The sequence below is a fragment of the Verrucomicrobiia bacterium genome, assembly GCA_035577545.1.
Taxonomy (GTDB): domain Bacteria; phylum Verrucomicrobiota; class Verrucomicrobiia; order Palsa-1439; family Palsa-1439; genus Palsa-1439.
This window is the reverse complement of the sequence record DATLVI010000035.1, coordinates 105,617-130,041: the sequence shown is the minus strand read 5'-3', so window position 1 is coordinate 130,041 and position 24,425 is coordinate 105,617. Positions and strand designations below refer to the sequence as shown.

Here is a 24,425-nt window from a genome sequence, read left to right as displayed (position 1 = left end):
CCGGACCACGTGAACCTTATCCTTCATCGCCCGCCGTGATGGAGATCACTTCTTCGGGCGTCGTAATGCCCGCCATGATCTTGCGAACCCCGTCCTCGCGCAACGTCCGCATCCCCAATTCACGCGCGCGAGCGCGGATGACATTGGAGGGTACCTTCTCGTAAATCAGTCGCCGCACCTCATCGTCCACCGAAAAAATCTCGTAGATACCCATGCGCCCGCGATAGCCCGTCCTCGAACATTCATTGCAACCGTTGCCGCGCACCATGGTGGACTTCTTCACCTCGTCGGGATTCATTTTCAGTACTTCCATCTCATAATCAGTCGGCATATACGGCACGCGGCACTTGGGGCAGACCTTGCGGATAAGCCGTTGCGCCATGATCGCCTTGACCGCGGAAGCGACCAAAAACGGCTTCACACCCATATCAACGATACGTGTCACAGCCGAGGGCGCGTCATTCGTGTGCAAGGTCGAAAACACCAGGTGACCCGTCAGCGCCGCCTGCACCGCAATGTTCGCGGTTTCAAGGTCGCGAATTTCACCGATCATGATGATGTTTGGCGCCTGGCGCAGAATTGAGCGCAACGCGGCGGCAAACGTCAGGTTAATGTCTGCATTGACCTGCACCTGGTTGATGCCGCCGAGCTGGTACTCGACAGGATCTTCCACGGTAATAATCTTGCGGTCGGGCTTGTTGATCTCGTTCAAGCAGCCATACAACGTGGTGGTCTTGCCCGAACCGGTCGGCCCTGTCACCAGAAAGACCCCGTCCGGCATGTTGATGATCTTGGTCATCGTTTCCTGGTCATCACTGAAAAACCCGAGGTCACCCAGCCCGAGCAGCAGGCTGGTTTTGTCGAGGATACGCATGACGATACTTTCGCCGTGGTTGGTGGGCAGACAGGACACGCGTAGATCCAGTGTGCGACCCATCACCGGAATCTGGATGCGCCCGTCCTGGGGAACGCGCTTCTCGGCGATGCTCATATTCGACATGATCTTGAGGCGACTGATAATCGAGGCCTGCAACCGCTTCGGCGGATTATCCACTTCTTGCAGCACGCCGTCGATACGGTACCGTACCCGCAGCCGCTTTTCCAGCGGCTCAATGTGAATATCGCTCGCCCGGTTCCGGTAGGCCTCCATGATCACCAAACCGACGAGTTTGATGATGGGAGCGTCGGCATCGGTTTCGGCCACGTCTTCGAGTTTGCTCTGCGCCGCTTTGTTCGTCGGAAGGCCGAAATCCACTTCGCCTTCGGTGATCTCCTGCAGCATGTTCTCGACCGTATCGTCCGCGCTGCCATAGTAGCGGGTAATCGAGTTCTCAATGTCGGTCTTGGCGGCAACGACCGCCTCTACGTTCATCCGCAGGATGTATCGCAGGCTGTCCACCGTATCGACATCCAGCGGATCGCTGATCGCGACCGTGAGTGTATTGTCATGCTTGCCAACGGGAACGATTTTGTAGCGGCGGGCGACGTGCTTTGGTACGAGGGCGACGATCTCATCGGGAACGCGATATTCCGCGAGGTCAATCGTGTCCATGTTGAACTGGCTGGCGAGCGCCTTGACCACGTCCTTTTGGCTGACGCGCCCCATCAAGACGAGGGCGTCGACAAGCCCCACCTCTTCCGCCTTCGAGCGTTCTTTCGCCTTTAGGATGTCCTCGTGCGAAACAAGCCCAACGTCGCGGAGAATTTCAACAATATATTCGTCTTGAGCCGGCATATCCTTCGCGAGACTGCGGCGGTTCTGCCAAACAGTACCGCCTATGCGTCGACCCGTCAAGAAGACGGATCGTCGCAACCCACGAACCGTTAATAAGTTGAGTGTGCATTTAACTGCCCTTCAACTTGTGATGCAGGATTTCCCCAACCAGTTGGGGATTCGCTTTCCCCTTGCTCAACTTCATGACCTGCCCCTTCAGGAAATTGATCGCGCCTTCGTTCCCGGCCTTGAAGTCTGCCACGGATTTGGGGTTCTTGGCAATCGCTTCGTTAACGAACCCCTCCAGCGCGCCGGTATCGCTGACCTGAACCAGCCCTTTCTCCTTCACGATCAGGCCCGGGCTCTTTCCGCTGTCAAACATCTCGGTAAACACTTCCTTGCCGATCTTCCCGCTAATCTGCCCGCCATCGACCAATGCCACCAACTCGGCCAGGTGCTCCGGCTGGATGGCGCACTCGCCAATCGTCTTTTTTGCCTCACCGAGTTTACCAAGCAGCTCGGTCATCACCCAGTTCGAAATCGCCTTCGGATTCTTCGAAACCGCCGCTGCTTTCTCATAGTAGCCCGCCAGGACCGTGTCCGCAACCAGCACGCCGGCATCGTATTCCGGCAGCCCGTACTGCTTCATGAAACGCTGGCGTTTCGCCTCCGGCAACTCGGGCAACAGCTTCCGCGCCGCGGCGAGCATCGCGTCGCTGACGACCACGGGCATCAGGTCCGGATCGGGGAAATAGCGGTAGTCGTGCGCGTATTCCTTCGTGCGCATCACGAATGTCCGTCCCGCGGCTTCATCCCAACGCCGGGTCTCCTGCGAAACCTTCTCGCCCTTCTCCAGCGCCGTCGTCTGACGTTGAATCTCATACGCCAGCGCCCGGCGTATGCCCGAAATCGTGTTCATGTTCTTGATTTCGACCTTCTCGCCGAACTCTTTTTGGCCGATGGGACGCACCGATACATTCGAGTCACACCGCAACTGCCCCTTCTCCATGTCGCAATCACTGATCCCGCCGCTGACGAGGATTTCCTTCAGCGCGGTAATATAGGCGAAAGCTTCCTCGGGTGAGCGCATATCCGGCTCGCTGACGACCTCCATCAGGGGCACGCCGGCGCGGTTGAAGTCCACGCCGCTGGTGCTTTCAAAGTGGGTACTTTTGGCGACATCTTCTTCGAGGTGCGCCCGCGTAACCCCGATCGCCTTCGTCTTTCCGCCGTCCAACTTGATCTCCACCGCGCCCTTCGCGCAGAGGGGCAGGTCATACTGCGAAATCTGGTAGTTCTTTGGCATATCGGGATAAAAGTAACTCTTTCGATCCCACTTGCTGAACCCGGCAACTTTGCTACCAATCATTAGACCCGTCAGGATCGTTTTGCTCACGGCCTCTTCATTCATGACGGGCAACACGCCCGGATACCCGAGGCAGACCGGACACACCTGCGTGTTTGGCGGCCCGCCAAACTCCGTCGTGCAGCCGCAGAACATCTTGCTCTTCGTTTTGAGCTGCACGTGGACTTCCAACCCTATGACTGCTTCGTATTCCATGACGCTATAGATTTGGCCGGGCCTTGTGCCATTCCGTTGACTGTTCGTACGCGTGCGCTATGCGCAGAATTGTCTCCTCATCAAACGCTTTGCCGAGCAATTGCAACCCAATAGGCAGCTTTGGATCGCTGCTAAACCCGCACGGCACGCTCACGCCGCAAATGCCGGACAGGTTCGCGCTGATCGTGAAGATATCGCAAAGATACATCTTCAGTGGGTCGCCCGTTTTCTCGCCGATGCGGAACGCCACTTCTGGTGACGTTGGCGTCACAATGGCGTCACACCTGGCAAATGCCTTCTCGAAGTCTTGGCGAATGAGCGTCCGCACCTTCTGCGCCCTCACGTAATAGGCATCGTAATACCCCGCGCTCAGCGCATACGTGCCGAGAATAATGCGCCGCTTAACCTCCGGGCCAAAACCGGCTCCCCGCGTCCTGCCATACATATCGATGACATCTTCGCCCGCAACGCGCGCGCCATAACGCACGCCATCAAACCGCGCGAGATTCGCGCTCGCCTCCGCCGTCGCAATCAAATAGTACACCGCCACTGCGTAGTCGGTGTGGGGCAAGGAAATTTCCACAATCTCGGCACCCAACTCCTCCAACTTCTTGATCGCCGCCCGCACAGCCGCTTCAACTTCGCGATCCATTCCATCAATGAAATATTCTTTCGGCAGACCAATGCGCAGGCCCTTCACGCCACTCTTGAGCGACGCTGTATAATCGGGCACCGGCCGCGGCACGCTCGTCGAATCTTTCGCGTCATGACCTGCCAGCACGCGCAACAACAGCGCGCAGTCCGCAACATCTTTCGTGAACGGCCCAATCTGGTCAAGCGACGAAGCAAAGGCCACCAAACCATACCGTGAAATGCGCCCATACGAAGTTTTCAGCCCCACGCAACCACACAACGATGCGGGCTGGCGAATCGACCCGCCCGTTTCGCTACCAAGCGCCGCAAACGCTTCGTCCGCCGCGACCGCCGCCGCGCTCCCGCCGCTGGAACCTCCTGGAATACGCTCAACGTCCCACGGATTGTGTGTGATGCCCCAACTTGAATTCTCCGTGGAGCTTCCCATCGCAAACTCATCCATGTTCGTGCGTCCCAGCAGAATCGCGCCGGCCTCGCGCAGCCGCTGCACTACGAATGCGTCGTAAACGGACGTATGTCCTTTGAGGATTTTCGAGGCGCAGGTGCAGGGTTGGCCTTCGACGTTGATCACATCTTTGATAGCGATCGGTACGCCACCGAGAAGTTTGCCGTTCTTGGCGACACCGTTCCGATCGACTGCCTCAGCCTGTGTGAGCGCGTCCTCGGCATTGAGCCAAAGGTAGGCTTTCAGCTTACTGTCAACCGACTGGATGCGGTCGAGCAGCGATTGCGTCGCCTCGCGGGCAGAAACCTCGCCGCGCCGCAATTTCTCGCGAAGCTGATGGATCGTCAGGGTGTGCAGGCTCATTCGACTATCTTCGGGACAATGAACAAATCACGGGCCTGTTCGGGCGCATTCTTGAGTACCGTGTCGCGGTCAATCGACGGTCGCACTTCGTCCTTGCGGAGAACATTCGACAGCGGGGTGGCGTGCGCGGTCGGCTCTACGTTCGAGACGTCCAGTTCGTTGAGCTTGGCAACGTATGCGAGGATGTCCTTGAGCTGCGCGGAGATCTTCTGCTTTTCCGCGTCGGTCAGGTGCAGGCGCGCCAGATGCGCCACATACGAGACGTCAAACTGGTCGGTATCATTCGCCATACGAGAAATCCATCATAGCGGAGCGGCTGGCTTCCTCAAGTAAAATGCTCCTTCGAAGTGTCATCAAGTTTCTTGCCGAAGATGATCGTGTACAGAATATCGCCGGAACCATCGGACTTGCGAAGACGCGCCTCGCGTTGCAGTTCTGCATAACCCAATCCCTCGAAGAAGTGACGCGCCTGCGCATTCTCCGCGCTCACTCCCGCGTGCACGCCGCGCACACCCGCGCCGCGAATCCGTTTGCAGAACGTCTCAACCAGCCGCTGCCCCAGGCGTTGACCGCGGAATCCCTGCCGGACATTTACATGCAAGTGCGCGAGATAATCGTCAAGTGCCGGGCCAGTCCGATGTCCACTCTTCAGCCACAGACCGAGATTGGCGCGCAAGAGGCGCACAGTCTGTGGATGCCACAGCGTCCCTCGTAGCAGTGCTTTGACAAGCACCATCGGAACAATTCGCCACTTCATGGTACTAAGGAACCGTTTCGTATTGAGGCAGCCGGTCACGTAACCGACCACCTCGCCGCCGTCGTCCGCCACAAATGTCGATTGCGGTTCGTGCTCCGTGTAATAATTCGTGAGCAAATCGCCAAAGACCTCGCGGTCGGGGAAAAACCTCTCGACGGGTTGGCCGGCATCGGCTGTGTCGCAGCAGATTTGCCGCAAACCAGCGCGATCTCTCGGCTCATACGGTCGAATCTGCAAGCCCGTTCCCATGGTCATGGAGATATCGCACGCGCCGACTTGCTTTGTCCAGTCGAGCCTTGCTTTTTTGGGAAGACCCAAGGAAACTCGCCGACCATGAAGCGAACGATCCCCCTTTACTGTGGTTTTGTGTTGCTCGTCTTGCCAGCCATCGGCGTCGCCGACCCCGGCAATCTCGTTTCCTGGTCCAGCAACAATCTCAACGAACTGACCTTCACCTGCCAGTCGACCGTGGTGAAACTGGACATGCTGGACACGTCAGTCGTGCGCGTCCGAATGACCAGCAATGATGTGCCGTTCTCGACGAATGCCTCGTTCACAGTTGTGCGGTCCTGGCCGCGGCCCGCGATGAGCGTTACGGATGGGAATACTCTCATCGTGTCCAACGCCGGACTCCGCGTAGAGATTAACAAGACACCGTTCCGCCTCTCTTTCCGCAAGCCCGACGGCTCGGTGGTGCTGGCCAACGCTGACGCTTCCGTGACCACCAACAGCGCCGATGGATGGTCAGCAGACTTTGCCATGATTCCGGGCGAACAGTTCTACGGCCTTGGTCTTGTTCTGGGCAAACCACTGAGCTATTTCGCCCAATTGCGCAGGCTCTACAACGCGCGCACCGGCTTCCACTCCGGCGCGATGACCGACATGGCGGTGCCGCTGGTTGTGTCGTCCCACGGCTACGGTCTTTTCGTGGACAACACCTTCCGCCAGGACTGGGACTTCAATCGCGCGGATGGCACGCAGTGGCAGGCGCAGGTGAGCGGCGGGGAGATGAATTACTATTTCATTCGTGGCGATTCGCCTGCCGAGGTGCTCGACCACTACACGCAAATGACGGGTCGCGCGCCGCTGCCGCCGCGCTGGGCCCTCGGTTATATTCAATCGAAATACGGCTTTCACAATTGGGCCCAGATGTTTTCGGCGAAGGACAGCTTCCGCACGAACGACCTGCCGTGCGATGCCCTGGTGCTCGACTTGTACTGGTTCGGCGCGTCGTCGAAGCAGATGGGCGCCCTTCAATGGGACACCAACAAATTCCCAAATCCCGCCGCCAACATCGCCAGTCTTGGCAAGGACGGGTTCAAGGTCATCACCATCCACGAGCCGTACTTCAACAGCGAGAACGAGCCCGCGAAGTCCAACTTCCTAGACGCCTCCGCGCGAAAGGTGCTGATGACCACGAATTACCCGGACTGCACCATGCCCAGCGTCCTGAATGGCTTCTTCGGCAATGGCGGCTACCTCGATTACAATAACCCGGCCGCTCGCGGCTGGTTGTTCGAAAAATTGCGCCCAATCATCGACGAGGGTGTCGCGGGACACTGGACCGATCTCGGCGAACCCGAGAAAGACGACGTAACCGATTTCTCCTATGATGGCCGCCGCGAATTGGAACTTCACAATGTCCAGAACCTGCTTTGGCATCAAGGACTCGCCGAGGGCTACGCGACGAATTACCCGAACCAGCGCCTCTATATTATCAGCCGCTCCGGTTTTGCTGGCGATCAACGCTACGGGGCGGCCCACTGGAGCAACGACGTCGGCGCCGACTGGCCGACACTCGCCGCGCACCCGAACGCCCTCTGCGACTACAGTCTTTCCGGCCTCAGTTACTTCGGCAGCGATATCGGCGGTTTTACCGGCATACCGACTGACGAACTGTACGCGCGTTGGTTCGAGTTCGGTGCATTCTGCCCGGTCTTTCGGGCGCATGGTAAAGTGAAGGAGGGCAAGCCCATCACGCCTTACGAGTTTGGCGACACCGTTCGCGACATTTGCCGCACCATGTTGAAACTCCGTTATCGGCTGCTCCCGTACGTTTACACGGCCGCGCGTGAAACCACCGACACAGGGCTGCCCATGTGCCGGCCCCTGCCACTCGCGTATCCCGGCGATACAAATGGACAGAATGACGGGAGCGAGTTTCTCTTCGGCCCAAACATCCTCGTCGCGCCCGTCACGGCCGAAGGCGCGACCGCTCGTAGCGTCTACCTTCCCCGCGGGAATTGGATCGACTTTTGGCGTGGTCAGGTCCTGGCAGGTTCCGTCACTACCAATTGGCCGGCGCCACTGACGCAAATTCCGTTGTTCTTCCGTGAGAACTCCATCACGCCACTGGGTCCCGACGTCGCCTCGAGTCAGTTTGATGATGGCTCGGAACGCGGCCTGCGTATCTATTGCAGTTCCGTTGCCGACAACAATCTTTACGATGACGATGGCGCGTCCAATGGCTATCGTAAGAACGAGTTCGCCATCACCAGGCTCCATGCGACATCGTCGCGCACCAATGTCTTCATCAACATTGGCAGCGCTGTCGGCACCTACACCGGACAGCCGAAGCAGCGCGCCTGGAACGTCGAACTCTTCTGCACCAATCGCATCACCGGTGTCACCGCCGACGGCGCCAATCTCAAGAAGCTTACCAACAAAACCGCACTGGCAGCCGCCAAATCCGGCTACTTCCTCGACGGCTCCGAAAAACTTCTGCGCATCAAACTACCGCCCGCCGCAATCACGCGCCCGCACAAACTCTCTGTTCACCTGGCAAACTGAAGGATTCGACTCCCCGTAGAACGGGCGTCCCGCCCGTTTTCGCCGTAAAAGCGAACCCACTTTTGACCGGAAACCACCCAAAAACCCCTCTCCGGTGGGTTCGTTTTCCAGAACGAACCCACCGATTTTTTCCGGGATTTTCCGTTGCAACTCCAGTGTTCATAGTTGCTTACATCAAAAATACTGTCGCAAAACGGTGGGTTCGTTTCGCAGAAACACATGTTTTCAAGTCCCTTACTTCCCGTAAGGGACGCAGTCGCGCCGACCTGTCGCGTCGTAGCCTTGGCGAAGACGGAAGCTTTAGCGAAGGCGTATGTGCCTCCTGATTTTCCGCACTGTGCTCTCCGCTTTCCCCCTTTCCCGATGTCAAAGAACCGCCCCGACCATACTCCTCCCGCCACACCGTGTCCAGCCAAATTTATCGCTTTCCGATACAAAAACAAGTCTGTCTGCTGCTCACGTGGGACCCGTGCGCCTGTGCAAGAATGCTTTAGCGATGCCGGCGACACAAAACATACGGATCCTGCCTATCCACCTTCTCAGTCGGCTGACCACCCGCCTTGCTTGACGCTCACAGCGCGTTGTAGTAGCCTGCGCCGCAAATCAGCATGAGTTTGCACAAGAAATTTGCCGTCACCTTTCTCAGCGTGTTCCTGTTCGCTTTCCTGATGCCGACCGAAGGTCCCGCGGCGTTGATTTGGCGAAAGGGTGAAGGCTGGACTTGGGAACATGAGGGCGTCGTCACCGGGACAAATCCCACCGAACAATTGAAGATCGCGCAAGATCTGCACGCGAAGAAAAAATATCGCAGCGCGATCGACGCGTATCGCCGTGTCTTTCGTCGTTGGCCGCTGTCGTCCTCGGCGCAGGACGCTCGGCTCGGCGAAGCGGAATGCCTCGGTGCCATCGGCTACCACTACAAGGCGTTTCAGGAATATCAGGAGTTGATCAAGAAACACCCCAATACGCCGCACTTCGACACCGTCCTGCAACGACAGTACGAAATCGGTAATCTCTTTCTCGCGGGCGAACGCCAAAAGGCCTGGGGTATCCGCTGGCTGCCTTCGCTGGATCGCGCGGTGGAAGTGTATGAGCAGGTGGTGAAGAATGGCCCGTACAGCTCCGTCGCGCCCGAGTCGCAGTTCCGCATCGGGCTGGCCTACGAGAAACAGCGCGACTACCTCGCCGCTGTTCACGCCTATGAGAAACTGCTGGAGCGCTACCCGAAACTCCCCCTCGCCGAGGCGGCGCAGTTCCAAATCGGCTGGGAATACAAGAAGGAGGCCGCGCGCGCCGAGTACGACCAGAACGCCGCGAACCAGGCGATTGCCGCCTATACTGATTTCCTTGTGCGCTACCCGAAAAGCGAAAAAGTTGCGCTTGCGGAGAAATACCTGACCGGGCTGAAGGGTGAACAATCCCGGGGTCTGTTCCACATCGGTCAGTTCTACGAGAAGAACGGCCACTATAGGTCAGCGCTCATCTACTACAACGATGTCATCGAAAAGAATCCCGAGTCCAATTGGGCCACGCAGGCAAAGGATAAAGTCGCCAGGCTCTCACCCCTTGCCACGGAGAAGACCGCCACGCCATGAGCCGTCGCGCTTCGCCCGGTAGTCGCAGCCACGTGGCGCGCACAGTGCAACTCACGCTCGCCTGCATCTTTGCGTTCGGCTGCGCGGGCTATCACGTCGGCCCCGTTACGAAACGAAATTTTAATTCCATCGCCGTCCCGGTATTTCGCAACGCTACGCTCCACCCCCAGGTCGAGGCGCAGATCAGTAACGCCGTCATCCAGCGGCTGCAACAGGACGGTTCCCTGCGCATCGAATCCGAACGCCGTGCCGACGTGGTACTGAAGGGTTCCATCACCAAGTACGAGCGCCAGGCCCTGCGCTCCCTGCGCACGGATACGGGATCACCCCGTGAGTACGAGATTACGATCACCGTGCGGGTCGAAGCCACGGACCGTCGTACCGGTGAGACGGTTCTCAAATCGACCGAACTGGAAGGCAAGTCCGACGTCTTTATCGGTGAAGATCAGCAGAGCGCGGAAGAGCAGGCCTTGCCTTTGATCGCTGATGACATTGGCAAGCGGGTCGCCGGATTACTGGTGGAGAGCTGGCAGTGAACAACCGCAACGTCGAATGTTGAACGCCTACGCCTTCTTGGCGACCGCAACCCTCAAGTGGGCGGAAAGTCGCGACTTTTTGCGCGAAGCGTTGTTGCGATGGATCACCTTGGTCTTGGCCGCCTTATCGAGCGCGGAAGTCAGCAGACGATACACCGCGTTGGCATCCTCCGCCTTCTTGGCGGCAACGGCCGCAAGGAACTTCCTTTCCAGCGTGTGCAGCCTGGATTTGATGGACTTATTCTGCGCCGCTCGGCGGAGGCTGGCGCGCGCTTGTTTCGCTGCGGAACGTGTATTGGCCATGGTAAATGATCCGATGAGTCTTGTGTATCGTTGTTCGTTGGACGGCGCGCCATCTTACGTGCCGACCTGCAAAAGTCAACGGGGAAAATTGTGCGGCTTCTGAAGCTTTTACTCGGCATTCTACTCCTGCCCGCCTGCGCGGCCATCACCATAACCGCCGGCCGCCTGGGTGGGCAGGTGTCCTTTGCTCCTCATACCCTGTCTGACCCGACCTTGTGGGCATTTGCGGGGGGTTACGCGCTGTGGCTCGCGGTGTTCGTATTCCTTCCGAAGCCAATGCGGACCTACGTCCTCGGCCACGAACTGACCCATGCGATATGGGCGTTGATGATGGGCGCGCGCGTCGGCGGTTTGAAGGTGAAGAAGACGGGTGGCCAGGTGCGCACGAGCAAGACGAACTGGCTCATCACGCTGGCGCCGTACTTCTTCCCATTCTACGCGATGTTGTTCATCGGCCTGTTCTTCATCGCCTACGCCATCTGGAATCTCAGCGCATATCTGTGGGTGCTGTTCTTTCTCGTGGGTCTTGGTTGGAGCTTCCACGTAACCTTCACGCTGATGATGCTGCTGACTGTGGAGCAGCCCGACATCAAATCGCAGGGCGTGCTCTTCTCCGTGGTCGTCATCTACTGCATGAACCTGCTGACGATGGCCCTCACGGTCGCCGCGCTTTCCCGCTCGGTGACGTTCGTGGCCCTGGCCCGGTCGTTGGGCAGCGATGTCGTCACGACCTACGGCTGGACTCTCGACAAGCTGGTGGTCTTGTGGCATGGTGCGTGGGCTTTCGTGAGCCATACACAACAGCACTGACACGGTTTGCCAAACGAGACATGAATCTCACCGAAATCCTGAGCGTGGAACAAATCGTGCCCCGCCTCACCGCCGCGGACCGCTGGACCGTGATTGACCAACTGATCGATGTGCTGGTGCGCACGAAAAAAATTCGACCCGAGGACTCCGGGACGATACGCAAGGCGGTCAAAGACCGCGAGACAAGTAAGAGCACCGGAATCGGCTACGGGATCGCCCTGCCCCACGCGAGTGTCGCCTGCATACCGGACGTTGTCGCCGTGTTCGGACGGCCGGCCCAGGGTGTGGATTTCCAGGCGCTCGACAATCAGCCTGTTACGATGTGCCTGCTGTTTCTCACACCCCAGGGTCAGTTTCAGAAGCACCTCCTCTTGCTCTCCACCTTCGCCCGCTTCCTCAGCAACAAGGAAAACCGCCAGAAGCTGGAGACCGCTCGGACCGCCGAGGAAATTCTCGCCATCTTCCGTTCCGCAACCTAAGCTCGGACAAATGTCCTCCGCGCCCGACATCCTTGCCGACGCCGTCGAACGCGCTTTGCGCTCTGCCGTTGGCGCCGAAAACGCCGGCCCGGCAATCATTCGTCCCTGCACCGACCCGAAATTCGGCGATTACCAGGCGAATGGCGTCATGGCGCTTGCCAAACGCCTCGGTCAAAACCCACGCGCGCTCGCCGAGAAAGTCATCGCGGAACTCCGCCTTTCCGACATCAGCGATCCGCCGACCGTTGCGGGCGCAGGTTTCATAAATTTTCGTCTCACATCGTCGTTCGTCGCGCGGCAGATCACAGCCGCGGCTAAGGACGAGCGCCTCGGCGTGCCGAAAGTTGCGCAGTCGAAAACCGTCGTCATCGACTTCAGCTCGCCCAATGTCGCCAAGCCCATGCATGTCGGCCATGTCCGCTCCACAATCATCGGCGATTGCCTCGCACGTGTCCTGCGTTTCCTCGGCCATAAGGTCATTACAGATAACCACCTCGGCGACTGGGGCACGCAATTTGGAATGCTCATCCTCGGGTGGAAAAAATTCCGTGACGACGCGGCGTTACAGCAGGACGCAATCGGCGAATTGGAGAGGCTCTACAAGTCCGTCAATGCGCGCGAGGATTTACGCGATGAAGCGAAGGCCGAGTTGGTGAAGCTGCAACAGGGCGACGCCGAAAACCAGCAGATTTGGCAAAAGACCATCGATCTTTCGGTGCAGGAGTTCAATAAGACCTACCAGCGTCTCGGCGTGGCCTTCGACCACACGCTCGGCGAGAGTTTCTACAATCCGATGTTGAAAGACGTGGTCGAAGAATTGAAGCGCCTCAATCTCGCCCGCGAAAGCGAAGGTGCGATTTGCATCTTCTTTGAAGATGATCCGGAGTTGAAAAAAACCTCGCCGCTTCTCATCCAGAAGGCCGACGGGGCGTTCCTTTACGGCACGACTGATATGGCGACGCTCAAATACCGGATCGATCAATGGCATCCTGACGAGATCATTTATGTGACTGACGCGCGCCAGCAACTGCATTTCAAACAGGTGTTTGCCGCGGCGCGGAAATGGTTGGAGAAGCCTCCCGACCTGCGGCACGTTTATTTCGGGACGATCCTCGGCGAAGACGGGAAACCGCTCAAGACGCGTGACGGCACGCCCGTCAAGCTTGCCGACCTGCTCAACGAAGCCGAGGAGCGCGCCCTGGCGGTGGTGACGGAGAAAAACCCCAATTTATCACCCGAGGAGCGTCAGCAGATCGCCCGCGCCGTCGGCATCGGCGCCGTAAAGTACGCCGACTTGTCGCAGAACCGCACAACGGATTACATCTTCAGTTGGTCGAAGATGCTCGCGATGAACGGCAATACCGCGCCTTACATGCAATACGCCTACGTCCGCGTGCAAAGCATCTTTCGCAAAGCCGGCGCCGCCAACCCCGACATCGCCACGGTGTCGCTGGAGCACGCCGCCGAACTCGATCTGGCCAAACACATCCTGCGATTTCCCGAAACCTTGCACGCGGTTGCCGAGGATGACAAACCCAATTGGCTTACCGGTTACCTCTACGATCTCACCGGAAAGTTCAGCGCCTTCTACGAGAACTGTCCCGTCCTGCAGTCTGAAGAGCCAACGCGCTCGTCTCGCCTCCTGCTCTGCCGGCTGACGGCGGACGTGATCAAGTGCGGCCTGAATCTTTTGGGCATTGGAGTCATCGAACAGATGTGAGCAATACCCCTCGACACATTCGCGAAGTCCGACTACCGTAAGGGTTGGCAATAGTTGAAGACAGTTTTCACAGGAGTATTTCGGTTATGAGTGGCATTGAAACTCTTCATGTATCTGACGAAGTGCAGTTCGGGCGCGATTGTGAAGCGACGCAAATCCCCAGCGGCGCGCGGATCGTTGTACCCCAGGGCACAACCGCGTACGTCGGGCAAACGCTCGGCGGCAATGTGACGCTGCAGGTGTCCACCCTCGGCCTCGTCCAGGTATCTGGGCGGAACCTCGATGCGTTGCTCAAGGACGGTGTACCCGTTGCGGAATCCTCGTCGGCATCCTCTGCCGCAGTAGAGAAACCCACCGGTCCCGCTGACGAGAAGGCGCTCTGGGAAGCGATGAAACAGTGTTACGATCCCGAAATTCCTTGCAACGTCGTTGACCTCGGTTTGATCTATGACGTCAAATCGACGCCGCTGCCTTCCACACGGAGCCGGGTTGATGTGAAAATGAGCCTGACCGCGATGGGTTGCGGCATGGGACCGGCCATTGCGGCGCAAGTTCGTGACCGTTTGTTGGACGTCCCCGGCGTGGAAGAAGCCGACGTCCAGATCGTTTGGGATCCGCCCTGGAATCAAAGCATGATCACCGACGATGGCAAGAAGCGTCTCGGGCTTTGGTAATCTCGACTTCGCTTTGAACGTAAAAAGCGGGGCCGAAGGCAAACGCCCTCGGTCCCGCGGTTTTTTCTACTACTCAGAGGGTAAACTACGCCTTGTGACGCAGTAACCCATGATCTGGCTCGCGAATGACGTCGATCGTTCCCCAGACCGCGCCTGCTCCCAGCGCTACCCAACCCAGCAGCATCGATACAAGCATGAACGATTTGCCAATGTCGGCCAACGCCAGTACCAGGTTCATGCCGAGGCCAAACGCCGCAGACAGCAGGAGAAACATCCCGCCGACTCCGATAAGGTCGAATGGTTTTCGACCCGTCTCGAATCCGGCGATCTTCGCCAGCGCGGGTGAGGCCAGACATATCAACCCGAGTACAATCAACTCATAGTACATCGTTTTTCACCTCCCCTCTCCCACCGGTCCGAACATGGAACCAGCAAAAGAAAAGGAATCACTATTGTTACCTGAATAAAACCTACGCCTGCCCAGGTCGATTTGCAACTGGACCGTAGAAGTCCTTTACCCGCAATGGAATAGGCTTATCGAGTTGTAGCTCACCGCCTGACCGCTGTCAGCTCTTTCCAAGGGCCAAACCAGCCACGATCATGCCGGCGCGGCGAATCGCCGCTGAGACAGTAAAGACCATTCTCCGGCGGGCCCGTCCCGACAAACACCTCCGGCGCGCCTTTCGCGTTTGCGCCACGAACCAGCGCTGGCACGCAGTAACGAATCTGCGAGCCAACCTCGTAACTCCAAAGTTGCCGATCTCCCTTGCCTGAGATGCAGTGCACCCGCCGCCCCATCGTACCAACCAGAACATCAGGTACACCATCACCGTTCATGTCGGCAATCGCCGGCGCCGACATGACCAGCTCACCCAGGATGCCATTCCACTTCGGCTTACCCGTTTTCAAATCGAGACAGACAATGTCTCCTTTCGGGTTCACCACAACTCCCTCAGGAAATCCATCGCCGTCCACGTCTGCCAGCGCAATCCCATTGTGTGTGCGCGAGCGCGTCGCGGAAAATTGGTAGTCCCACAACTCCTTGCCTGTCTTCCCGTCGATGGCATACACGAAGCCGTTGTCAGACACCGCCACAACATCGTTCCGCCCGTCACCGTTGATGTCCACCAATGCGGGTGCTGACGGAAACGGATCGGAAACGGGAAACTGCCAAAGTTCCTTGCCGTCGGCGAGGGACAGGCAATGCAGCGCTCCCTTCCCATCCCCGACAAAAGCAAAGTCCTTATCCACCGCGGCTGGTGCCACCACCTCCGCCACAGCCGTGGCCCACCGCTGGGTGCCGGTTGCCAATGAAAAGGCATGGAATCCCGTCGCACCGTCGCCGACCACTACCACGCCTTGTCCTATTATCGGCGCGCCAATCGCTGCGTCCGCGTCCCCCGGTAATCGCGCCTGCCACAATACGCCGCCATCACTTGCGCGGTACGCCGAAAGCCATCGCGTCTTCGCATCGGCATCGACCACCACCCCCTGTCCCGCGGTAACGCCGACATAAGGCGACGGTTGGGCCGATGTCTGGACCTTCCAAATCGGGTCGTTGCGCTCGGGATCGTACGCCGCAATCTCGCCTCCGATCGACTTCGTGAAGACCCGCCCATTCTCAACCGCAAAGGGCGCGTCAAAATATGTGGCCGCGTTGTTGGCCCAGCGCTTCCGCCCTCCAACCCAGGAGAAACAGTTGATCTTTCGTCCCGCGCCTACAACCAGATCGGGCGTGCCGTCGCGGTCGATGTCATCCAGTGCGTAGCCGCGACCCGTCGCCGCGTCGAGTTTGATGCGACCGATCTCCGAGCCGTCGTGTCCCGAGAGACAAACGAGCTGGTCCGGTCCGTAATTGAAAATCAGGTCCAGCACACCGTCGCCGTTTACATCGGCCATGTGTGGCGTAACGACAAGGTAGTCTGTCTTCCACAATTGCGTCACGCCATCATGCGCAAAACAAGTTGTCGATTTCTCACCCACCACGATTTTTTCGGGCTTCCCGTCGCCGCTGAGATCGACCCAGAGCGGGAACTCGGCGCTCGTCCCGACAACCTTGCGGTCCGCCAGGGAGACCGCCGTATACGTGCGCACGTCGCCGACGGCCTGTGGAGTCGGCAGCAAGGCGGCCATTTTGCCGTTCTGTTCGAGGTCTTCGATGCGGGCCGGGTAATACAACGGTGCCCCGACATCGACTTTCCAGAGCAACTCTCCCGTCTTCGGCTGGAGGCAGTACAAGTTATGGTCGAGGCTGCCAACCAACAGTACATCCTCACCTGCGTCACGCGCCCACGCCACCGAACTATTGATCCGTCCAACCGCGCGAAACTTCCAGAGCAACGCGCCATCCGCCCCGCTGATGGCATATAGATTCCCGTCATCCGAGCCAACAAACGCGTCCGGCACGCCGTCCCCATTCACGTCATTTAGTAGCGCGGGGCCGTAAATAGCCCCATGCGTTTCGAACGTCCACAAGGCGCGACCGGTTTTGCCGTCGATGCAATAGACGTTGTGATCGGTCGAACCGACGATGATGTCGGGGGTGCCGTCATGATTCACGTCAGCCATCGACAAAGGAGCCTGCACCGCATCGTGCGCCCGAAACACCCACAGAGGAATGCCGTTGCGACCCGAAAGACAGTAGATGCGGCCATCATCATCACCCGCGATAACATCACCGATACCGTCTCCATCAAGATCGGCGACCACCGGCACGGACATGACATTGCCGCTGGTCTGCGCCGCCCACAAGGTGATCGACGGCAACGAGAACAGCAGCGTCTGTGTCTGATGCGCGGCGACGTTTACCTCCAGTTCCTGCGCCAGGAAGTTGTCCTTGTGGGCAAACAGAGTGTATCGCCCCGTCGGCAGTTCTTGCTGGATCGTCGGGCCTTGGAACGTCGCGTGGAATCCGTCTCCACCCGCTACGGTCACACCAATATCTGGCGGGTCCGTGGTGATTGCCAACGAACCCTTGCGCCGCGGCAAAGCAACGCTCATCGTGCGACTCTCGCCCGGTTTGGTACTAATGCTGATTTGCTTCGGGTCGTACAACGGCTCGTTCTCGATGAGGATTTCGTGCGCACCAGCCTTCAGGCTCAGTCCCGATTGGATTTCGGAATCGGACAACGCGGAATGATCGACCGCCACCAGCGCGCCCGGTGTCTCCACGCTCAAGTGTAGCGCGCTGGGGCGACTGTTCAGGTACAGAATGACCCCGTGAATCGTCGCGTAGAGCACGACCGCATACAGTGCGAGGGCTTTCCAGTGTTTCCGCAGTCGCCGACCGGCATAGTAAAGAAGGCTTGCGGGCTTCGCTTCAATCGGTTCGCCGCCCAGGAATCGATCGATGTCGTCGGTCATTTCCAGCGCCGTTTGATAACGACGATCCGGCACCTTCTCCATGGCCTTCAGGCAGATCGTCTCAATGTCCCGGTGGACTTTGCGATTGAGCTTGTGCGGGCGCGGCGGGTCCTCCGCGATGACTTGCTGCAACATCTGTATGACGTTGTCACTACCGAACGCCGGCCGCCCCGTGAGCATTTCATACAGCGTAACGCCCATCGAAAAGATGTCCGAACGCGCATCAGCCTGCGACGTTCTCCCGGTCGCCTGCTCCGGTGACATGTACCGCGGCGTACCCATCACCTGGCCTTCCATCGTCAGGTGCATGTCCTCACGCGAAATCTCTTTCGCGAGGCCAAAGTCAGTAATCTTGACGCGGCCTTCCTTGTCGAGAAGGATGTTGCCCGGCTTGATGTCACGATGGACGATGCCCTGCTCGTGCGCGTAGTGCAGCGCCGCGGTTGTCTGCTTCACGATCTCCAGCGCCTCACGCGGCTGCAACGGCCCACTGGCCATCAAGTCGGCCAGCGATTGGCCTTCGATGAAGTCCATCGTGAAGTAGTGCAGGCCCTCATGGGTGCCAAACTCGTGGATGGGGACGATATTGGGGTGCTGCAGCTTTGCCGCGGACTGCGCCTCATAGAAGAAACGCTGGACCTGATCCGCGCGCGCCGAGGTTCCCCCTTGCAGCACTTTCAACGCGACGATGCGGTTGAGACCCTTCTGTCGTGCCCGGTAAACAATCCCCACACCGCCACGCGACAGCTCATCAATGATTTCGTAATTGCCGAACCGCGCCATCATCTGGTCGTCAGGCAGCGACGCCCCATCGCCGTCGGAAATCGTTCCGTCCTGCTTGGATTTGCTGGTGGGTCGGTCGGTATGGGTCGGGTCAGAACGAGCGCTTACGTCAGCGATGGTCTGATTCGAGCAGTCAGGACAAACGTAACGAGCGGCCGAGGGTGGATTCTCGACCGCCTTGCTCTTCCCACAGATAGTGCACTGTACCTGGCTCGCCACGCAACCGCGCTCCTCACCGCCCGACAGCGCGGATTATAGCGACGCAAGAAGGCGGCGCAATAGGATTCAACCCCGCAGCCGCCAGTTTTTGACTTGATGCCATCTGCGCGCTGGCGCACAATAAGTATAGGAGTCAACGCGATGCCTTATCTTGTTCGGAAAAAATTCGATGGTTCAGCGGCGGATCGCTGGGAGCTTACGGACAAGGCCCTCACCTTTGGCCGGGGCGAAGACGCGGACGTGCTGATCAAGGATGAGCGGATGTCCCGCCAGCATTTCGCAGTCACTCCCCGCGACGGCAAGTATTACGTGCGAGACCTTGATTCCACCAACGGTACGTACGTGAACAACGAGCGCATCACTGAGAAAGAATTGCAGCCCAACGACAAAATCCGTGGTGGCCAGACCGTGATGGTCTTCGAGTTGGAAAAGCCGAAGGGCGTCGCCACGGTGATCGGCGAGATGTCTGCCGGAGGCAAAGGCTACAAGACGTTGCTCGGAGAAATTACGAAGGAAGCGAAGTAATTCGTTCCCGCAGCTCCCGAAGGCCTCCTCCAATCAGTTGTCCAACCTTCTATTTCACACGCTTCGCGTCGCCCCAGAGGTCTTCGAGGCTGTACCGCTGGCGAAGCTCGGGATGGAAGATGTGCACGAGAACGTCGTTGTAATCCATGACGATCCAACGGCTGGGCGGGTACCCGTCACGATGCCGCGGGCGCATCCCCTCATCGCGGAGACGGCGCGCAATTTCGTCGGCAATGGCTTTGAGATGGGGTTCGGAAGTACCGGTGCAAATTAGAAAGAAGTCGGCAACACTGGAAACATTGCGGACATCCAGAATCATCGCGTCTTCCGCCTTCTTCCCCAAGGCGATTTCGCGGCAGAGCTTGACCAATTTTTCGGAGGTTAGCCGGCTATTGCCCTTCACTGATAAAGCCGTCGCCTCCGAATATATGCATGTACCGCATCAGGCACAAGATAGCGTATGGATCGCCCGCTGGCAACTCTCGCGCGAATTTCGCTCGAAGCGATGTCGCAGGCGTGGCCGCGTAAGACGTGCTGGCGCAACCGTCGCCGCGTGGCCGCATCCAGCCGCCGATCGATGACTGGTTTCGGGTCGAACCCCGGTCGCGGCACCGTGACAAACGTGCAGAGTGTAACCAGGCGCTGTGCCTCCCGCCAGAGGTGCAACTCACGCAGCGAGTCCCCGCCGATGATAAAATAAAAATCTGCGCGAGGTTCGCGCCGTCGCAATTCCGTCAACGTGTCCACCGAATACGATTTGCCGCCGCGCTCGATTTCGATATCGTCAACTTCAAAGTGAGGGTTGTTTCGGATCGCGAGGGTGATCATGCGCAACCGGTCCCGTTCGCTGACCAACTTGTCGACCGTCTTGTGCGGCGGCGCGGCCGACGGGATGAACCTCACCCGGTCGAGTCCCACCTGTTCCATGGCGTCCTGGGCGATGAGGAGATGTCCGAGGTGAATCGGGTTGAACGTCCCCCCCAGAATACCGATACGTTGGCGCCGCTTCACAAGCGGTCCTCATAGCATCCCTGGCATGTGGAAGTCTGCATCCGCAGGAATCATATATTCCGCACCCCGCGAAACGCAACGCATTTGAGTTTTGGTTGGACAAACTCGCAGTCGCCACGGAATACTTTCATCCAGTGGATGCACGAACCTGAATACATCTCCCTTGATGACGGCAAACTGACTGTCGCCTCCGAATTTCTGCCAGCATTACAGGCTGCAGGACTTGACTCGTTCGACAAAATCATGGCGTTGCCGGCGAAAGCCGTCGTCCGCGCCGTACCGGGCCGCGCGACAGTGCGCGTCGAGTTGCCGTTACCAAGCGGAGGTACGCTCGTCGGCTACCTCAAGCGATATGGAGAGGAATATTTATCACCGCTCGACAAATTGCTTCGCCTTATCCATTGGCCGGGCCGTGACGACGAGGCCAGCCGCGAATGGCGCAAGTTGCACCTGCTCCGCACCCATAAGTTCCTTACCGCCCTCCCCATCGCCACCGGACAGTCGCGCCGGGCTGGCATCGTGACCAGTAGTTTTTTGTTGCAGCAAGAAATCCTCAATGGTTCACCCGCCGATGACTACATCGTCCAGCAACTGGCGACTGCTTCGCCGCAACGCAAATGGAAATTGTTTAAAAAATTGGGCAAATTGGCCCGCACGTTTCAGGATGCCGGATTCATTCACAAGGATTTCAACTTGAAACACATTTTTGTGGTCGAGCGCGGCGACGATTGGGACCTGTACCTGATCGACTTGCAACGTGTCCTCGGGCCGCGACCGCACCGTCAGCGCTGGTACCTAAAAGATTTGTCAGCACTGGCCCATTCCGCACGACGACGAGCATACCTTTCTCTGCCAAACTTGCTACGAATTTACCTGGCCTATGCGCGGACCATGAAGTTGCAAACCACCGACAAACAGTTCATCGCAAAAATTTGGCGGCGGGTCCGTAGGTTGCGCGGTCGTCAACCAAAATACGGCCGGATCTGGAATGCGACAGAATCCTAAAACGCCAACGGTTTGCCCTGCATGTCAGGCGGAATCGGCTGGCCGTACAACCGGAGGAGTGTCGGTGCAACATCCAGAATGTCCACAGGCGCGATTTGCCCCGCTTTCATGCCGGGCGCGGAGAGCACAAACATGGCGTCCTGCGCGTGATTGGCGTCGTCTGGCCCGGTGTCGTTTTCGAAAACATGGATGGCGTTATACCCAATGCTGCCAATCGAGCGCCAGTATAGGTCGCCGAAAATCACCACCAGATCGGGCCAGATTCCATTGCAGCGGTGGTACAGCCGTTCGGGCCGGTAAACGCGAGTGCCAATCGGCTTGCCGTTCTCGTCACCAAGCTTTTCGAGCTTTTGCATTAGCTCGTCGCGCAATGCCTCGTACTCATGCGGGGCAACGATGCCCTGAGGTTCGCGACCTTTCACATTGATGAACACGCGCGCATAATAGCCGCCCTCACTCCAGACTTTCGTCGCGCTCCAATCCACTTTGCCTTCCGCGATGAGTTTCCCGAGGGGTTTGGGTTGCTTCGGGTGCTCGCCCACGGTGAGGTACTTTTCCCGGATGAGCCACTCGTTGACGGCGATTCCACCGTCGATGCGCTTGGCGCCGTGGTCCGAGACGACCACAATCGCGGTCTTATCGGGCTCGGGCAGAGCCGCCAGCAAATTCCCGATTAGTTTATCGACATGGATGTAGTAATCACGGATGGCATCGGCGAACGGCGAGCCCGGTTCAAACTTGCGATGCTCTGGATCAAAGAACTTCCAGAAAGCGTGATGGATGCGATCGATACCCATTTCGACCAGCATGAAAAACTCCCACGGCTTCGTGCGCATGAGATGGTTCGCCAGTGCAAAGCGGCGGTCCGTCATCTCATAAATCTCACGCAGCACCGGGGCCTTGTTCTCCGTGCGGTAGTCGGAGACGTCCACCATGTACTGGTCTTTGCCCAGCACCTGATCGATCTCGTCGCGCAGTTCCGGTGGATAGGTGTACTGGTTCGTCGCCGGATCCGGCGTCAGAAAGCAACTGACCATCGACCCGTTAACGGCCGACGGAGGATACGTCCCGGGAACACCGAGGACCACGACGCGCTTGCCGGCCTTCGAGAGAATATCCCAAAGGCGAGGCTCCCGCACGGCAGTCGAAGTCGCAAACGTCAGTCCGCTATAGCTGTGGTCCTTGCGGTTGCGGAACCCGTAAATGCCCAAGGTACCCGGATCCTTGCTGGACATCATGCACGACCAGGCCGGCACCGTGATTGGCGGCGTAGTGCTGTTCATCGTCGTCCACGCTCCCCGCTCCATTAACCCGCGTAAATTCGGCAACTGGTCGCGCCACTTCCCGAACACCAGCGACGGCTCGGCGCAGTCCAGGCCAATCACCAGGATTTTTTCAACCGTGCCCATGCGCGTCCTTTTTCTTGTGCCTGTCTCATAAGACTGTTATACCACCCGCCCGTGGCTCCCGCAGCACAAACCATCACGCCCGCCGCGCGCGTCCTTGTCATCGGACTCGACGGCGCGACGTGGACGAACCTCGCCCCACTCGCCGAGCGGGGCGACATGCCGACATTGCGCCGCCTGATGCAGGGAGGCGCGTGGGGGAACCTCGATTCGACCATTCCCGCGTTGACGCCGCCGGCCTGGACAAGCCTCGTCACCGGCACCAATCCCGGCAAACACGGCATCCATCATTTTCGTCATACACCGCCCGGCGATTACTACCAACGTAGGCTCAACACGTCACGTGATATCCAAAGCGCGACTCTCTGGCAGCGGCTCGGCGCCCACGGCAAACAGGTCGGCGTGATCAACGTGCCGCTGTGTCATCCGGTGTATCCGGTGAACGGCTTCATGACCAGCGACGCCTTCGCCCCCGAGCCCGGCGTGACGACGTACCCTCCCGAATTGGCCGCCGAACTGAAGGACTACATTGTCGATGTGGTGAACTATCCCAGCGCACTGCCCGGCACGGCCCGCTATGAGCAGCAGATGCTCGCGTTCATCGATGAAAATGAACGCGTCCTGCTCAGCCAGGTCGATGCCGCGGTGCGGCTCATGCGCTCCAAGCCGTGGCAGTTTTTTATGATCGCGTTGATGGCGACCGACCGACTGGGACATTACTGTTGGAAGTTCTCCGACCCGGCTTCGGAAAGCTCGTTGACCACCGAGGAACAGAAACGGATCGGCACCCGCTGCCGCGCGATGTACCGACAAATCGATGCTCAGCTCGCGCGACTCCTCGACGCAATCGGCCCCGATTGCGCACTCGTCGTCGCGTCTGACCACGGCTTCGGCCCGGCGCCGGCGGCGTTTTTCCACACGAATCGCTGGCTTCTTGAGCGCGGTTACCTTCAGCTTTTGCCTGTCTGGCACTGGAAGCGCCTGCTGCACGGCTATCTGCCCCGCTCGTGGAAAGCAAAGTTGCGCACCCCTGTCGATAGCAAGTACGGGCTGGTAAATTGGCGAGACACAAAGATCTGGGCCGACCCGCTGGAGTCGCGGGCCGTCGCAATTCATATCAACCGTATCGACCGCTATCCGGAAGGAATCGTCGCCGAACCCGAGTGCGAGGCCCTTCTTGCCACCGTGGTTCGTGAATTGACGGCGCTCAAAACTCCTGGTGGGGACAAGGTCTTCGCCGAAATTCACCGCGGCGCGACACTATTCGACGGACCACACCAGGAGACTGCGCCGGATCTTGTCGGGATTCTCAGCAAGTCGTTCGACGTGCCCGCCAGTTTTCGCCGGGATGTGCGCGCAACTGAGTTGATTGTCCCGAACCGCCACATCCTGCGCGATGGCGGTCATGAACCCGAAGGGATTTTTCTTTTACGCGGCCCCAACCTGCGTGCGGCTGGCCGCCTTCCGTCGCAGCCGATCGTGGCGATCGCACCGACGATCCTGGAAATTCTCGGCCTGCCCATCGCGGACGATATCGACGGTGAACCGATTACCGCGGCTTTCACAGAGGACTTCCTGCGCGCGCACCCGCCACGGAGAGAATCTGAACCGGTGGCAACCGGGGCCGCAACATCCAACCAGCCGGAGTATTCCGAGGAAGACTCGGTGAAGATTGAAGAACGCCTCCGTAAGCTCGGGTACCTGGACTGACT

At 58.6% G+C, this 24,425-nt stretch carries 21 protein-coding genes; 10 read left to right on the top strand and 11 right to left on the bottom strand.

The genetic code is table 11. From position 1 onward, the window contains the following. Positions 1–16: 16 nt before the first annotated feature. The 5 genes from gspE to VNL17_13710 all read right to left on the bottom strand — a co-directional run bounded on the left by gspE (position 17) and on the right by VNL17_13710 (position 5,749). Entirely contained in the window at positions 17–1,735 is a 1,719-nt protein-coding gene (gene gspE, locus VNL17_13730; GenBank protein HXI85140.1) for a type II secretion system ATPase GspE, read from the bottom strand. A gap of 109 nt (positions 1,736–1,844) precedes the next feature. Then, positions 1,845–3,275, bottom strand: coding sequence for an Asp-tRNA(Asn)/Glu-tRNA(Gln) amidotransferase subunit GatB (gene gatB, locus VNL17_13725; GenBank protein ID HXI85139.1), 1,431 nt, complete (start codon positions 3,273–3,275; stop codon positions 1,845–1,847). Between the two features lie 4 nt (positions 3,276–3,279). Next, positions 3,280–4,737: an Asp-tRNA(Asn)/Glu-tRNA(Gln) amidotransferase subunit GatA gene (gene gatA, locus VNL17_13720; GenBank protein ID HXI85138.1), complete on the bottom strand. Its 1,458-nt coding sequence runs from the start codon at positions 4,735–4,737 to the stop codon at positions 3,280–3,282. Further along, the gene (gene gatC / locus VNL17_13715) at positions 4,734–5,027 is read right to left on the bottom strand and encodes an Asp-tRNA(Asn)/Glu-tRNA(Gln) amidotransferase subunit GatC (protein ID HXI85137.1); all 294 of its coding nucleotides are present in this window, start codon (positions 5,025–5,027) and stop codon (positions 4,734–4,736) included. Before gatC ends, gatA begins: the two co-directional genes overlap by 4 nt. A 35-nt stretch (positions 5,028–5,062) precedes the next feature. Further along, a complete protein-coding gene (locus VNL17_13710) occupies positions 5,063–5,749 on the bottom strand; it encodes a GNAT family N-acetyltransferase (protein ID HXI85136.1) in 687 nt (228 codons plus the stop codon). A 78-nt stretch (positions 5,750–5,827) separates the two neighbouring features. Between VNL17_13710 and VNL17_13705 the strand changes: the two genes are divergently transcribed. From VNL17_13705 to VNL17_13695, 3 genes are all read left to right on the top strand, one after another. Next, complete coding sequence (locus VNL17_13705) at positions 5,828–8,284, top strand: glycoside hydrolase family 31 protein (protein ID HXI85135.1); 2,457 nt, start codon at positions 5,828–5,830, stop codon at positions 8,282–8,284. Between the two features lie 608 nt (positions 8,285–8,892). Continuing rightward, positions 8,893–9,879 (top strand): outer membrane protein assembly factor BamD, encoded by a 987-nt coding sequence (gene bamD / locus VNL17_13700; protein ID HXI85134.1) that lies wholly within the window; start codon positions 8,893–8,895, stop codon positions 9,877–9,879. After that, positions 9,876–10,415 (top strand): LptE family protein, encoded by a 540-nt coding sequence (locus VNL17_13695; protein ID HXI85133.1) that lies wholly within the window; start codon positions 9,876–9,878, stop codon positions 10,413–10,415. Before bamD ends, VNL17_13695 begins: the two co-directional genes overlap by 4 nt. Positions 10,416–10,442: 27 nt before the next feature. Here the strand turns inward: VNL17_13695 and rpsT are convergent, their stop codons facing one another. Next, a complete protein-coding gene (rpsT, locus tag VNL17_13690) occupies positions 10,443–10,718 on the bottom strand; it encodes a 30S ribosomal protein S20 (protein HXI85132.1) in 276 nt (91 codons plus the stop codon). A gap of 90 nt (positions 10,719–10,808) precedes the next feature. On the opposite strand from rpsT, the gene VNL17_13685 reads away from it, so the two are divergent. The 4 genes from VNL17_13685 (at position 10,809) to VNL17_13670 (ending at position 14,401) form a co-directional block, all read left to right on the top strand. Continuing rightward, the gene (locus VNL17_13685) at positions 10,809–11,528 is read left to right on the top strand and encodes a hypothetical protein (GenBank protein HXI85131.1); all 720 of its coding nucleotides are present in this window, start codon (positions 10,809–10,811) and stop codon (positions 11,526–11,528) included. 20 nt (positions 11,529–11,548) lie between these two features. Then, positions 11,549–12,007, top strand: a complete 459-nt coding sequence (locus tag VNL17_13680) for a PTS sugar transporter subunit IIA (protein HXI85130.1) — start codon at positions 11,549–11,551, stop codon at positions 12,005–12,007. A gap of 10 nt (positions 12,008–12,017) precedes the next feature. After that, positions 12,018–13,727 carry an arginine--tRNA ligase gene (gene argS / locus VNL17_13675; protein ID HXI85129.1) on the top strand — a complete coding sequence of 570 codons (1,710 nt, stop codon included), beginning with the start codon at positions 12,018–12,020 and terminating at the stop codon, positions 13,725–13,727. 86 nt (positions 13,728–13,813) lie between these two features. Then, positions 13,814–14,401: an iron-sulfur cluster assembly protein gene (locus VNL17_13670; GenBank protein ID HXI85128.1), complete on the top strand. Its 588-nt coding sequence runs from the start codon at positions 13,814–13,816 to the stop codon at positions 14,399–14,401. Positions 14,402–14,486: 85 nt separating this feature from the next. On the opposite strand, the gene VNL17_13665 is transcribed toward VNL17_13670, so the two are convergent. Together VNL17_13665 and VNL17_13660 are read right to left on the bottom strand one after the other, a co-directional pair. Further along, a complete protein-coding gene (locus VNL17_13665; GenBank protein HXI85127.1) occupies positions 14,487–14,789 on the bottom strand; it encodes a hypothetical protein in 303 nt (100 codons plus the stop codon). 161 nt (positions 14,790–14,950) lie between these two features. Next, on the bottom strand, positions 14,951–18,766 hold the full coding sequence (locus VNL17_13660) for a PQQ-binding-like beta-propeller repeat protein (GenBank protein ID HXI85126.1): 3,816 nt from the start codon (positions 18,764–18,766) through the stop codon (positions 14,951–14,953). Positions 18,767–18,907: 141 nt separating this feature from the next. On the opposite strand from VNL17_13660, the gene VNL17_13655 reads away from it, so the two are divergent. Continuing rightward, positions 18,908–19,291 (top strand): FHA domain-containing protein, encoded by a 384-nt coding sequence (locus tag VNL17_13655; GenBank protein ID HXI85125.1) that lies wholly within the window; start codon positions 18,908–18,910, stop codon positions 19,289–19,291. 49 nt (positions 19,292–19,340) lie between these two features. On the opposite strand, the gene rsfS is transcribed toward VNL17_13655, so the two are convergent. Then, complete coding sequence (rsfS, locus tag VNL17_13650; protein ID HXI85124.1) at positions 19,341–19,694, bottom strand: ribosome silencing factor; 354 nt, start codon at positions 19,692–19,694, stop codon at positions 19,341–19,343. Further along, positions 19,691–20,302, bottom strand: a complete 612-nt coding sequence (nadD, locus tag VNL17_13645) for a nicotinate-nucleotide adenylyltransferase (GenBank protein ID HXI85123.1) — start codon at positions 20,300–20,302, stop codon at positions 19,691–19,693. The genes rsfS and nadD overlap by 4 nt, the downstream gene beginning before the upstream one ends. Before the next feature lie 138 nt (positions 20,303–20,440). On the opposite strand from nadD, the gene VNL17_13640 reads away from it, so the two are divergent. Then, positions 20,441–21,307, top strand: a complete 867-nt coding sequence (locus VNL17_13640) for a lipopolysaccharide kinase InaA family protein (GenBank protein HXI85122.1) — start codon at positions 20,441–20,443, stop codon at positions 21,305–21,307. Here the strand turns inward: VNL17_13640 and VNL17_13635 are convergent. Beyond that, positions 21,304–22,716, bottom strand: coding sequence for an alkaline phosphatase family protein (locus tag VNL17_13635; GenBank protein HXI85121.1), 1,413 nt, complete (start codon positions 22,714–22,716; stop codon positions 21,304–21,306). The two genes, VNL17_13640 and VNL17_13635, sit on opposite strands and share 4 nt — an antisense overlap. A gap of 51 nt (positions 22,717–22,767) precedes the next feature. Between VNL17_13635 and VNL17_13630 the strand changes: the two genes are divergently transcribed. Then, on the top strand, positions 22,768–24,423 hold the full coding sequence (locus VNL17_13630) for an alkaline phosphatase family protein (protein ID HXI85120.1): 1,656 nt from the start codon (positions 22,768–22,770) through the stop codon (positions 24,421–24,423). Positions 24,424–24,425: the final 2 nt, after the last annotated feature.